Origin of the sequence: Acidovorax bellezanensis, from assembly GCF_025421555.1 — a bacterium.
GTDB classification, from domain to species: domain Bacteria; phylum Pseudomonadota; class Gammaproteobacteria; order Burkholderiales; family Burkholderiaceae_C; genus Comamonas; species Comamonas bellezanensis.
The window spans coordinates 46,843-59,055 of sequence record NZ_JAODYH010000014.1 but is presented as its reverse complement, the minus strand read 5'-3'; the positions used below and the strand labels follow the sequence as shown (position 1 = coordinate 59,055).

The window sequence follows — 12,213 nt, the reverse complement described above, 5'->3', positions numbered from 1 at the left end:
ATGGCGCGCCAGATTGTCCTTGACACCGAAACCACGGGCCTGTCCGCCGACAACGGCGACCGGATCATCGAACTCGGCTGTGTGGAGCTGCTCAACCGCAAGCTCACCGGCAACAACCTGCACATGTACTTCAACGCGGGCCGCGACAGCCACGAAGAAGCGCTGCGGGTGCACGGCATCACCACCGAGTTCCTCAAGGACAAGCCGCGCTTCGAGCAGCAGGTTGAAGAGATCCTGGCGTACCTGCAAGGCGCCGAGATCATCATCCACAACGCGGCCTTCGACGTCGGCTTTCTGAACAAGGAGCTGCAGCTCGTTGGCAAGCCGCCGCTCAAGAGCTGGGTCGATGGGGTCATCGACACCCTGGCCATGGCCAAGGAGCGCTATCCGGGCAAACGCAATTCGCTCGATTCGCTGTGCGACCGCCTGGGCGTCGACAACTCGGGTCGCAAACTGCACGGGGCCTTGCTGGATGCGGAGTTGCTGGCCGATGTCTATATCAACCTCACGCGCGGCCAGGACGCCTTGCTGATCGGGGAGGAGGCCACGGAAGATGCTGCCGGCCTGCCCATCGTGGCCCTGGATTTGCGCAGCGTCAGCTTGCATGTGCTCAACGCCAGCGAGCAGGAATGCGCCGCGCACGAAGATGTGCTCAAGCAGATCGACAAGGCCAGTGGACAGAAAACGATTTGGCGCAGCTTGGCTGGATAGCCCGGAAATTCGTGCCATAATAGCGGTCTTGTCGCAGCAGCGACACGGGCGATTAGCTCAGCGGTAGAGCACTGCCTTCACACGGCAGGGGTCACATGTTCGAACCATGTATCGCCCACCAATTCGAAACCCTCTTGAATCTCTGGTTCAAGAGGGTTTTTTCATGGCGAAGGGCACTGGCTCAACGCCTTGGGGTGGGCAAGGCTGCACTTTCCTGCCAAGGCGCTTATTATTTTCTGGACTGGTTTCTCGCATGACACAGAACGCTCACCCGGCCATCGTATTCTTTGACGGCAGTGCCTTGCGGATCGAGCAAATCATCGCGATCGCCCAGGGACAGTCCAGGGCTGCTCTGTCCCCTGCGCCGGAGTTTCGGGCGCGCATCCAGAAAGGCGCCGATTTCCTGGATCGTTTGCTGCGCGAGGATGGCGTGGTGTACGGGGTCACCACGGGTTATGGCGATTCCTGCACCGTGGCGATTCCGCCGGAATTGATGGCCGAGCTGCCGCACCATCTGTACACCTACCATGGCTGTGGCGCGGGCCGTTCGCTGACTCCGGTGGAAACGCGGGCCGTGCTGGCCTGTCGGCTGGCATCGCTGTCGCAGGGGTTGTCCGCGGTGAGCTGGACCCTGCTGCAGCAGCTGGCGCATTTGCTGGAACACGACATTTTGCCCATCATTCCGGCGGAAGGATCGGTCGGCGCCAGCGGTGACTTGACGCCGCTGTCCTATGTGGCCGCCGTGCTGTGTGGTGAGCGCGAGGTGTTGTGGAAGGGCGAACGCATGCCGGCCGCCGAGGCGCTGCAGCGCACGGGAGCGCAGCCGCTGAAGCTGCGCCCCAAGGAGGGCCTGGCGTTGATGAACGGCACGGCCGTCATGACGGCCCTGGCCTGTCTGGCGTGGCAGCGCGCCGACTATGTGGCCCGGCTGGCATGTCGTATCACGGCGGCCAACGTGGTGGGGGTTGCGGGCAATGCCCAGCATTTCGATGAAATCCTGTTTGCGGCCAAACCCCATCCCGGGCAGCAGCGCGTGGCGGCGCGCATTCGCGGCGACCTGGTGGCGCAGGCGCCGCTGCGCAATTCCCACCGTCTGCAGGACCGCTATTCCTTGCGCTGTGCTCCCCACGTGATCGGTGTGCTGGAGGATGCGCAGCCCTTCTTCCGCCAATTGATCGAAGGCGAGCTGAACTCCGCCAACGACAACCCCTTGATCGAGCCCGACGAGGAGCGGGTGCTGCATGGCGGTCATTTCTACGGCGGCCACATCGCGTTTGCCATGGACGGACTGAAGAACGCCGTGGCCAATGTGGCCGATCTGCTGGACCGGCAATTGGCATTGCTGGTCGACACGCGCTACAGCCAGGGTCTGCCGTCAAACCTGTCGGCCGTGCAAGGCCCGCGCCAGGCGATCAACCACGGCTTGAAGGCCTTGCAGATCAGCGTCTCGGCCTGGACGGCGGAAGCCTTGAAGCAGACCATGCCGGCCTCGGTGTTCTCGCGCTCCACCGAATGCCACAACCAGGACAAGGTCAGCATGGGCACGATTGCCGCGCGCGATGCCTTGCGGGTGCTGGAGTTGACGGAGCAGGTGGTGGCCGCGATGCTGATTTCAGCGCGACAGGCCGTGGTTCTGCGCCAGCGCGTGCAAGCCGACATGCAGTTGGGCGACACGTTGAACGATTGGGTGGGGGATCTGGCACAGCGCGTGGCGCTGGTCGAGGAAGATCGTGCCCTGGACCAGGATTTGCAACGCCTGATCGCCGATATACGCGCCCAGGCCTGGAATTTGTATGATGGCGCGTGAAACAGCCCCTGACCTGGGCCAGTTGGCGTCTTGTGAAGATGTTTCTAATTGTATCAAGTGGTATGATGCGCGGTTGATCGGTGGAAGGGGCCTGCCTGCGCCTTGTGTGATTTCAGATCGGTTTCATTTGTGCCCCAGTCATTCGTCATCCATTCCTGGGCAGCAGTAGCTTCCGGTCTTTCGTCTTCCGATCAGTGGTTGGCATGGGCGCGGGCGCCTTTTTTGCCAGTCGGCCTGGTCAACGACGTGGCCTTGGTGGATTTTCCCGCCATGTCGCGGCGGCGCTTGGCCCTGCTCGGAAAGATGGCGGTGTCGGTGGCTGACCAGGTGCTGGCCGGCCTACCCGATAGCGCACTGGATCTGCCCGTGGTCTGGGCCTCACGCTATGGCGATGCCCAGCGCTCGCTGGAGTTGCTGCGCGAGCAGGCGTCGGCCGCACCCTTGTCTCCCACGTCTTTTGCACTTTCCGTGCACAACGCCATCGGTGCGCAGCACTCGATTGCGCGCCGCATGCGGGGCAATGCCTTGTGTGTTGCTGCAGCAGGCGCCACGGTGGAAGCCGGTTTGCTGGAGTGCATGGGCCTGCTGGCCGAAGGCGCGCAGCGGGCGCTGCTGGTTTGCTATGACGGGCCTCTGCCCGCGGACTATGCCCATTTCCATGACGAGCCGGCCTGTGCCTATGCCTGGGCCTGGTTGCTGGGAGCTGTGCCCGCCGAAGGTGCATCGCGGGTGATGAGGCTGGAGCACTTGCCAGCGGGGCCGGCAGCCAATGACGCCAGCGCCAGACGGCTGCCGCACGGCCTGGAAGTGTTGCAATGGGCGCTGGCCCCGGGACAGGGCGGCGAAAACGGCCGCTGGAGGTGGTCGCATGCGAATGCTTGAAGCGCTGGGGCGGGGCTGGCGCGTGCTGGCGACAGGTTTTTGTTTCCTGGTCTTTGGCCTGGGCGGCATGGTGATGCGCTGCCTGGTGTATCCGCTGCTCAGCCTGTGCGTGCGAGATCCGCAGCGGCGCGTGGCCTGGTCGCAGAAAATCATCCATTACAGCTTTCGCGCTTTCGTCGGGCTGATGGCTGCCGCGCAGGTGCTGACCTATGAAGTGCGCGGCCATGAGCGTCTGCGGCGTCGCGGATTGCTGGTTCTGGCCAACCACCCGTCGCTGATCGACGTGGTGTTCCTGATCTCGCTGATCCGCCACATGGACTGCATCGTCAAGGATGCGCTGGTGCGCAATGCCTTTACCCGTGGACCCATCATGGCGGCTGGCTTCATTGCCAACAATGCGGGCGCTGGCCTGGTGGCCGACTGCATGCGTTCGCTGGGGGCCGGCAATAATCTGATCATCTTCCCCGAGGGTACGCGCACGCCGCTGCACGGTCCTCCGGTGCGGCTGCAGCGCGGCGCTGCCAACGTGGCGGTGCGTGGCGGCTTCGATATCACGCCAGTGCACATTCATTGCACATTGCCCATGCTCACCAAAGGCACGCCCTGGTGGCAGGTGCCGCAGCGGCGTCCGCATTTCACCATCGAGGTGCGCGAAGACATCGCCATTGCACCTTTCGTGGCCCAGGCCGCGAGCGAGGCGCTGGCCGCGCGTGCCGTCACAGAACACCTTTCGGACCAACTTTTCAAGAAAGCTTCACGTGTCTCCACTTGAGCAGGAAATCAAGCAAATCATCATCTCCGCCCTGGCGCTGGAGGACATCCTCCCCGAGGACATTGACGCCGCCGCGCCGCTGTTCGTCGAGGGTCTGGGTCTGGACTCTATCGATGCGCTGGAGCTGGGTCTGGCCCTGCAAAAGCGTTACGGGCTCAGCATGTCGGCCGATGCGCAGGAAACCCGCCAGCACTTCAAGAGCGTGCAGGCACTGGCAGCTTTTGTGGCGGCCAGCCGCACACTGTGATTCCGGACGAGAAAACGCACATGACCAAAGACGATATTTTTCAGCGCATTGTCCAGATTCTGCAGGACACGTTTGACATCGATGCGCAGCGCATCACCCTTGAATCCAAGCTGCATGAAGATCTGGATATCGACAGCATCGACGCTGTGGATTTGATCGTGCAACTCAAGCCATTGGTCGGCAAGCGCTTGAACGCGGAAGCGTTCAAGGCCGTGCGCACCATTCAGGATGTCGTGGACGCGCTTTACCTCCTGGTCAGCACGGACAGTGCGTCGGCCTGAGTCCGACCGGCAGACTCCGTTGCGCGCGTGGATCACCGCCGGACTGGCGGCCGTCACCATGGCTTATCCATTGGTGGTCTACCTGTCTATCGGGCATCTGGCGCCACAGTGGCTGGCTTTGTTGCTGGTGCTGCTGGCGGTGGCCCGGGCCTGCGTGGCCGGCCAGCGCTTTTGGTGGCTGGTGGCGGGCGGCGCTGCGTTGCTGTGCGCCGCCGCCTGGTGGCACGGCGATGCGCTGGCGGTCAAACTCTATCCTGTGCTGGTCAATCTGGTGCTGCTGCTGGTGTTCGCTTTCAGCTTCTGGCGCCCGCCCAGCGTGGTGGAGCGGCTGGCGCGCTTGCGCGAGCCTGATTTGCCGCCGTCGGGCGTGCGCTATACGCGCCAGGTCACCGGCGTGTGGTGTGGATTTTTCGTCTTCAACGGCAGCATGGCCCTGTATACGGCCCTGTGGGGCAGCGACCGACAGTGGGCGCTGTACAACGGCCTGCTGGCCTATGTGTTGATGGGGCTTCTGATGGCGGCAGAGTGGTGCGTGCGACAGCGCGTACGTGGCAAACAAGAAAAGGGATCCGCGTGATGGCGTGCATTGCATTGACGCAACTGGCCTGGGAAGGCGCGGCGCCGGATGAGCGCGTGGTGGGCTACCGAGACGGCCAGGCGGTGACGCGTGGCGCTTTCATCGCCCAGGTCCATGCCTGGTGCGCTGCGTTCCGTGAAGTGCGCGGCCCGGTGGTGGCCCTGTATTTTGCGGATGCACTCGATGCTGCCGCGGCCTTGTACGGCGCCTGGCATGCGGGCAAGGCCGTGGTACTGCCGGGTGACATGCAGCCAGCGACTCTCGGGCCTCTGCTGGCCGGTGTCGACGCCTGTGCCGGCCAACTGCCCGGGGCCTTGCAGCCGCTGCCACAAGCCGGCCGACAGGACTTGCAAACCCTGTCCTTGCGCGCTACCCGGCTGACCCTGTTCACTTCCGGCTCCAGCGGCCAGCCCGCGCGCATCGAAAAATGCCTGGGGCAATTGGACGCGGAAGTGCAGGCCTTGCAGGCCTTGTTCGCCGAGTCGCTGGATGCGGACGGCATGCCTTGCGTGCTGGCCACGGTCTCGCACCAGCACATTTACGGCCTGTTGTTTCGACTGCTGTGGCCGCTGGCGGCTGGGCGGCCGACCGAGGCGCTGCCCCTGTCCTACCCTGAAGAGCTGGTGCATCGTTTGCTGGCGTGGCCTGGCTGCCTGCTGGTCTCCAGCCCTGCGTTTCTCGCGCGCCTGCCGGTACAGCTGGACTGGGCGCAGGCCAGTCCGGGGCTGCGTGCCGTGTTCTCGTCGGGCGGGCCGCTGCCGGCCGACGCTTCCGCGCAGGCCTTGGCCTTGCTCGCGCACTCGCCAACGGAAGTGTTCGGCAGTTCGGAAACCGGGGGCATTGCCTGGCGTCGACGCGCCGAGCACGGCGAGCAGTGGGCGCTGCTGCCGGGCGTGGATTGCCGGGTCAATGCCCAAGGCCTGCTTGAAGTGCGCTCGCCGCACCTGCCGGATGCCGATCAATGGTGGGAGACCGCCGATCGAGCGCAGGCGCATGCCGATGGCCAGGGCTTTGGCTTGCTCGGACGTGCCGATCGAATTGTCAAGATTGCAGAAAAACGCGTTTCTCTGACGGCCATCGAGCAGGCCTTGCTGGCCAGTGCCTGGGTGCGCGAGGCGCGTGCCGTGGTGCTCGAAAGTGCGGCGAGCGCGCGCATCGGCATGGTGGTGGTGCTCAGCGAGGCCGGATGGCTGCATTTGCAGGCGCAGGGGCGCCGCGCCATGCAGCTGGCCTTGCGGGCCCTGGTGGCTCCCCATGTGGAACGGGTGGCGTTGCCGCGCCACTGGCGCTATGTGGAGCACCTGCCGCTCAATGCCCAGGGCAAGAGCACGCAGCAGCAATTGGCGCTGTTGTTCCGTCCGGTGATGCCGGCGCTGGAGTGGTTGCAGCGTGACGCGCAGCAGGCCAGGGCGCGCTGGCAGGTGGCTGCCGACCTGTTGGTGTTCGATGGCCATTTCCCCGATGCGCCACTGGTGCCGGGGGTATCGCAGCTGCATTGGGTGGAGTGGACCGCGCGCCAGGCGTTTGCGCTGGCGCCGAACTTCCTGCGGGCGGACGTGCTGAAGTTCCAGCTGCCCATCCTGCCCGGGGCGGCGGTGGACGTGGCGCTGGAGTGGCATGCCGACAGGGCTGCACTGCATTTTTCGCTGACTTCGGGGCAGGGCACCCATGCCAGTGGCCGCCTGTTCTGGGGGGCATGAGGCCATGGCGTTTTCCGCAATCACGGTCATTCCGTATTACAACCACCCCGCGACGATCACCGCGATGGTCGAAGGCGTGCTGCGTGCCGGCCTGCCTTGCATCGTGGTGAATGACGGCTCGGCCCGTGAGAGCGTTGGCGTGCTTGACAGCTTGGCGCTGCAGCATGGCGCCCTGGTGCAGGTCTTGCATCTGCCGCGCAACCTGGGCAAGGGCGGGGCCATGATGGCCGGCCTGCGTGAAGCGCTGCGGCAGGGCTATTCGCATGCGGTGCAGATCGACGCCGATGGACAGCACCGCTGTGACGAGATTCCACGTTTTGTGGCGGCCGCGCGCCAGGCATCCGAGGCCATGGTCTGCGGCGCGCCCGCCTATGACGCCAGCGTGCCCAAAAGCCGGCTGTATGCGCGCTATTTCACCCATGTCTGGGTCTGGATCAATACCTTGTCGCTGGACATCCAGGACTCCATGTGCGGCTTGCGGGTCTATCCGCTGGCCGCGACCGTGGCGTTGCTGGACCAGGTTCGGCTGGGCCAGCGCATGGAATTCGACACCGAGGTGCTGGTGCGCCTGCACTGGCGCGGTCTGCGTGTGCTGAGCCTGCGCACACCCGTGACCTATCCGCAGGACGGCATCTCGCATTTTCAGCTGTGGCGTGACAATGCGTTGATCTCCGGCATGCATGCCCGGCTGTTCTTCGGCATGCTGGTGCGCAGCCCTGCGCTGCTGGGGCGCCGATTGCTCAGAGGCCTGCGCGCATGAAGCAGCAGGCCGGCAGCGAGCACTGGGCGCAGATGGGCGAAAGTACCTTCGTGGGCGGCATGTGGCTGCTCTACCAGGTGCACCGGCTGCTTGGGCGTTGGCCTTTCCTGGTCTGCCTGTATCCGGTGGTGCTGTACTACTGGGCCACGCGCCGGGTGGCGCGGGCGTCTTCGATGGAGTATTTGCAGCGCCTGCAGGCGGCTTGCGGCGCGTTGGGCGGTACGCCTGGCTGGCGCCACAGCCTGCGGCATTTCATGGTGTTTGCCCAGGTCATCCTGGACAAGACCCTGGCCATGACCGGGCGCTATCGCAGCGAGAACATCGTCTTCATGGGCCGCCAGCCCTTGCTCGACCTGCTGCGCCGCGGTCAGGGCGCGGTGGTGGTGACGGCGCATCTGGGGTGCATCGAGCTGTGCCAGTGCATGGCCCGGCAGCAGCCCGGCCTCAAGCTCAACATCCTTGTGCATACCAAGCATGCGCTGCGCTTCAACCGCCTGATGCAGCGCCTGTCGCCCGATAGCGGCGTGCAACTGCTGCAGGTCAGCGAGTTCGATGCGGCCATGGCCATGGTCCTGGCCGACAAGGTGGCGCGCGGAGAATTCATTGCCATCGCTGGCGACCGTGTGCCGGTGCAAGGCGGCCGGGTTGTGTCTGTTCCTTTCCTGGGGCATGACGCCGCTTTTCCGTGCGGACCCTATGTCATTGCCGCGCTGCTCAAGTGCCCGCTGTACTTCATGGGCTGCATCCATGCAGGACCGGGCTATGCCGTGACCTTCCACCCCTTGGCCGAGCAGGTGCTGCTGCCCCGGGACAGGCGCCAGCAGGCCTTGGAAGGCTACGCCCGCAGCTTCGTGCAGCAGCTGGAGCTGCTGCTGCAGCGTGCACCCTACGACTGGTTCAATTTCTTTCCGTTCTGGGAGCAGGGCGCAGCACCCTTGCCTCCGGCGGCTTCTGTACCCGACAAGCCTTCCGCGATTTGACAATGCCCACTGACAATGAATTGGCGACGCGCACACGCCTGTGCTGCGAGGTGGAAGTGACGCCGGCTTTCTATGACATCGATGTCATGGAAGTCGTCTACCACGGCCACTATGTGAAGTACCTGGAATTGGCGCGCAGCGCATTGCTTGCGCAGTTCGACTATGACTACCCGCGCATGCGCGAATCCGGCTATGCCTGGCCGGTGGTGGACATGCGCCTGAAATACGTGCGCTCGGCCACTTTCGGCCAGAAGCTGAAGGTCACGGCCACCATCACGGAGTGGGAAAACCGCTTGCGCATCGACTATGTCATGCGCGATGCGGCCACGGGCCAGAAAGTGAACGTCGCCCACACCATCCAGGTGGCGGTGGATATCGCCACGCGCGAGATGTGTTTTGTCTGTCCCCCTGTGCTGCTGGAAAAGCTGGGAGTCACGCCATGAAGCGCCGCCTTGCCTGGCTTTTGTGCGCGAGCCTTGCCTGGCCGTTGGCGCAGGCGGTGGAAACTGGCGCAGTGCAAACTGGCGCAGCCCCAACCCGTCTGCTCAGCCAGGTGCGACAGCGCCTGGCTGAGGCGCCAGTGGTGCGTGGCACGTTCACGCAGGAAAAGACCATCAAGGGCTTCCAGCATCCGCTGCGCTCGTCCGGGCGCTTCGTGGTGGCGCAGGGCAAGGGCATTGTCTGGCAGGTGCAGCAGCCGTTTGCTTCGACGCTGCGCGTGACGCCGGACAGCCTGCAGTCGCTGCAGGCCGACGGCCAGGTGGACTTCCAGCTGCAGGCGCAGCAGGAGCCGGCGCTGCGTGCCATCAACGGCATGCTGTTTGCCGTGATGGCGGCCGATGTGGCCGCGCTGGCGCAGCATTTCGTGGTGCAGGGAAATCTGCAGGGTAATGACGCCTGGCGCCTCACGCTCATACCCCGCGACAAGATGCTGGGCCAGTGGCTGGTGCGCATCGAATTGCGGGGCGACCGCTTCGTGCGCGAAGTGCGCCTGCTGGAAGCGCAAGGTGATGCCAGTGTGATCCAGCTGCAAAACCCGGCCGCCGACCGGGCCCTGAAACCTGAAGAAGCTTCGCTCTTTGATTGATCCTGCATGCGCCACACCCCGCCTTCTTCCCCGTTGAGCCCTTCGGATCGCCCCGGCGCCTGGTGGCGCCTGGCGGCGATCGTCTGGCTGCTGTGCGTGCTGGCCGTGGGCTGGCACCAGTGGAATTTCTGGCAGCAGGGGCGGGTGGACATGAATGTGCTGGCGCTGCTGCCCGAAGATGAGCAGGCGCCGGAAGTGGGGCTGGCAACGCGCAAGCTGGTCGACGGCATTTCTCGCCAGGTGATGCTGCTGGTGGGCGGTGAAGACTGGAATGAAGTGCGTGCGGCCACGGCCTTGTTGCGCGAGAAGCTGCCTGCGGGCGCCGCCGGCCTGCAGGAGCAGCCTTTGGCTGACGGCGTGTCGATGGCTGCGGCGCTGGACTTTTACTTCCCCTGGCGGGATCGCTTGCTGACGCCCGGGCAGCGCCAGATGCTCGACGCCAGCGATACGCCGGCGCTGGCCCAGCGGGCACTGACCGCGCTCTATCAGCCCGCGGCGCAGGCGCGCCTGTCTCAATGGGTGGCGGATCCGCTGGGCCTGTGGGTGCAGTGGTGGGCGGCGCGCGCGGCGCAAAGCCATGCCCGCCCGCGCGACGGCCTGTTATGGTTGCAGTCCGAAGGCCGGCACTGGGCGGTGCTGGCGTATGAGGTGCCGGGCTCGGCCTTTCGCCTCTCGGGCGAGGCCGAGTATGGACAGGCGATCGCTGAGGCCACCGCGGCCATACAGCAACGCTGGCCGCAGATGCAAGTCTTGCGCGCAGGCGTGCCCCTGCACGCCGAAGCTGCCGCTGTACAGGCCAGCGGTGAAATCAACACCATAGGCTGGGGTTCGCTGGCCGGAGTGCTGCTGCTGACCTGGCTGGCCTTTCGCTCGCTGCGGCCGATTGCGCTGGTGGGGCTTTCTCTGCTGGTGGGCTGCGCGGTGGCGCTGTCGGTGACTGCCTGGGTGTTTGGTGAAGTGCATCTGCTGACGCTGGTGTTTGGCGCCAGCCTGGTCGGCGTGGCGGAAGACTATGGCATTCACTATTTCGCGGCCCGCCAAAGCCAGGCCGACGTGCCGCCGCACCGCCTGATGCGCAGTCTGTTGCCGGCGCTCTGGCTGGCCTTGGGCACCAGCGTCATTGCCTATCTGGCCTTGGGCGCGGAGGCCTTTCCGGGCTTGCGGCAAATGGCCGTGTTTGCGGCCTTTGGGCCGGTGGCCGCCCTGATCACCGTGGTCTGCTGGTTCCCCTGGCTGGACCGGGGCCGGGTGCCGCGCAGCCGTTGGGCGGACAAGGTGGGCGGCTCGCTGGCCTACTGGCCTCGGCTGCCCTTGGGGCGCAAAGCCTGTGTGGGCTATGGGCTGGCCGCCGCAGGCCTGGTGGCGGTGTGCGTGCTGATGCTGCGTCCGCAGGACGATGTGCGCCAGCTGCAGAATTCGCCGCTCGAACTGGTGGAGCAGCAGCGGCGCATCAGCGCCATGCTGGGGCTGCCCAGCCCGGCCCAGTTCTATCTGGTGCGCGGCGACAGTGCCGAGCAGGTATTGCAGCGCGAGGAGCTGCTGACCCAGCGCTTGCAGCCGCTGGCGGCGCAGGGCCATATCAGCGGCTGGAGCGCGGTATCGGACTGGGTACCGTCGCAGGCGCAGCAGGCACGGGACGCGCAGCGGCTGGGCGAAGTGGAGCCCGCCGTGCTGTCGGCCGTGAATGCCGCCTTGGGCGAGCACATGCAGCGCCCGGCCTTTGCCGCAGAACCTCTGACGGTGGACGCCTGGCTGGCCCAGCCGATTTCCGCGGCCGGGCGTGCCCTGTGGCTAGGGGCTGTGGGCGATCAATGGATGAGCGTGGTCATGTTGCGTGGTCTGCATGACTGGGCCGTGCTGCCACGGCTGGAGGCGGCGGGCCAAGGCCTGGAGGGTGTGCGCTGGGTCGACAAGCCGGCAGAAATTTCATCGCTGCTGGCCCGTTACCGGGATTCGATGACCTGGCTGCTGGTGCTAGGCCATGTGCTGGTCCTGGCCGCCCTTTGCTGGCGCTTTGGCCGCCAGGCATGGCGTGCCTGGGTGCCTACGCTGGCGGCCACGCTGGGCGTGCTGGCGTTCATGGCGCTGGCCGGCCAGCCTTTGCAACTGTTCAATATATTGGCCCTGGTGCTGTTGCTCGGGGTCGGCGTGGATTACGGTATTTTCCTGCTCGAACACGAGGAGGACGGATCCGCCTGGCTGGCGGTGGTCGTCGGCGCGGGCAGTACCTGGCTGTCCTTTGGCTTGCTGGGGCTGTCCCAGACGCCGGCGCTCAAGGCCTTTGGCACCACCTTGATGGTGGGGCTGCCGCTGGTGCTGGTGCTGGCGCCTGCGCTGCGCGCCAGGAAGATCCGCCCATCTATCGAGGGGCTGGTTCAGCCCTGCACCCCTAACCAACCCTCATGAACA

General features: G+C 65.3%; 13 protein-coding genes and 1 tRNA gene. All 14 read left to right on the top strand.

All coding sequences use genetic code 11. The annotated features are described in order from the left end of the window. Positions 1-711, top strand: a complete 711-nt coding sequence (gene dnaQ / locus N0K08_RS20205) for a DNA polymerase III subunit epsilon (protein WP_261502204.1) — start codon at positions 1-3, stop codon at positions 709-711. Positions 712-757: 46 nt separating this feature from the next. Further along, positions 758-832: transfer RNA gene (locus N0K08_RS20200), tRNA-Val, on the top strand. A 132-nt stretch (positions 833-964) separates the two neighbouring features. Next, the gene (locus N0K08_RS20195) at positions 965-2,518 is read left to right on the top strand and encodes an HAL/PAL/TAL family ammonia-lyase (RefSeq protein WP_261502203.1); all 1,554 of its coding nucleotides are present in this window, start codon (positions 965-967) and stop codon (positions 2,516-2,518) included. 222 nt (positions 2,519-2,740) lie between these two features. Next, the gene (locus tag N0K08_RS20190; protein ID WP_408642986.1) at positions 2,741-3,400 is read left to right on the top strand and encodes a beta-ketoacyl synthase chain length factor; all 660 of its coding nucleotides are present in this window, start codon (positions 2,741-2,743) and stop codon (positions 3,398-3,400) included. Further along, positions 3,393-4,172 (top strand): lysophospholipid acyltransferase family protein, encoded by a 780-nt coding sequence (locus N0K08_RS20185; RefSeq protein ID WP_261502314.1) that lies wholly within the window; start codon positions 3,393-3,395, stop codon positions 4,170-4,172. Before N0K08_RS20190 ends, N0K08_RS20185 begins: the two co-directional genes overlap by 8 nt. Next, entirely contained in the window at positions 4,159-4,419 is a 261-nt protein-coding gene (locus N0K08_RS20180) for a phosphopantetheine-binding protein (RefSeq protein WP_261502201.1), read from the top strand. The genes N0K08_RS20185 and N0K08_RS20180 overlap by 14 nt, the downstream gene beginning before the upstream one ends. Before the next feature lie 20 nt (positions 4,420-4,439). Further along, positions 4,440-4,700 (top strand): acyl carrier protein, encoded by a 261-nt coding sequence (locus N0K08_RS20175; protein ID WP_261502200.1) that lies wholly within the window; start codon positions 4,440-4,442, stop codon positions 4,698-4,700. 58 nt (positions 4,701-4,758) lie between these two features. After that, complete coding sequence (locus N0K08_RS20170; RefSeq protein WP_261502199.1) at positions 4,759-5,277, top strand: COG4648 family protein; 519 nt, start codon at positions 4,759-4,761, stop codon at positions 5,275-5,277. Beyond that, positions 5,277-6,977, top strand: a complete 1,701-nt coding sequence (locus N0K08_RS20165; RefSeq protein WP_261502198.1) for an AMP-binding protein — start codon at positions 5,277-5,279, stop codon at positions 6,975-6,977. Before N0K08_RS20170 ends, N0K08_RS20165 begins: the two co-directional genes overlap by 1 nt. A 4-nt stretch (positions 6,978-6,981) precedes the next feature. Further along, on the top strand, positions 6,982-7,737 hold the full coding sequence (locus N0K08_RS20160) for a glycosyltransferase family 2 protein (RefSeq protein WP_261502197.1): 756 nt from the start codon (positions 6,982-6,984) through the stop codon (positions 7,735-7,737). Further along, the gene (locus N0K08_RS20155; protein ID WP_261502196.1) at positions 7,734-8,717 is read left to right on the top strand and encodes an LpxL/LpxP family acyltransferase; all 984 of its coding nucleotides are present in this window, start codon (positions 7,734-7,736) and stop codon (positions 8,715-8,717) included. Before N0K08_RS20160 ends, N0K08_RS20155 begins: the two co-directional genes overlap by 4 nt. A 2-nt stretch (positions 8,718-8,719) precedes the next feature. Beyond that, positions 8,720-9,160, top strand: a complete 441-nt coding sequence (locus tag N0K08_RS20150) for an acyl-CoA thioesterase (RefSeq protein ID WP_261502195.1) — start codon at positions 8,720-8,722, stop codon at positions 9,158-9,160. Beyond that, positions 9,157-9,804: a LolA family protein gene (locus tag N0K08_RS20145; RefSeq protein WP_261502194.1), complete on the top strand. Its 648-nt coding sequence runs from the start codon at positions 9,157-9,159 to the stop codon at positions 9,802-9,804. The genes N0K08_RS20150 and N0K08_RS20145 overlap by 4 nt, the downstream gene beginning before the upstream one ends. A 6-nt stretch (positions 9,805-9,810) precedes the next feature. After that, positions 9,811-12,210 carry an MMPL family transporter gene (locus N0K08_RS20140; RefSeq protein WP_261502193.1) on the top strand — a complete coding sequence of 800 codons (2,400 nt, stop codon included), beginning with the start codon at positions 9,811-9,813 and terminating at the stop codon, positions 12,208-12,210. The last annotated feature ends 3 nt before the right edge of the window (positions 12,211-12,213 follow it).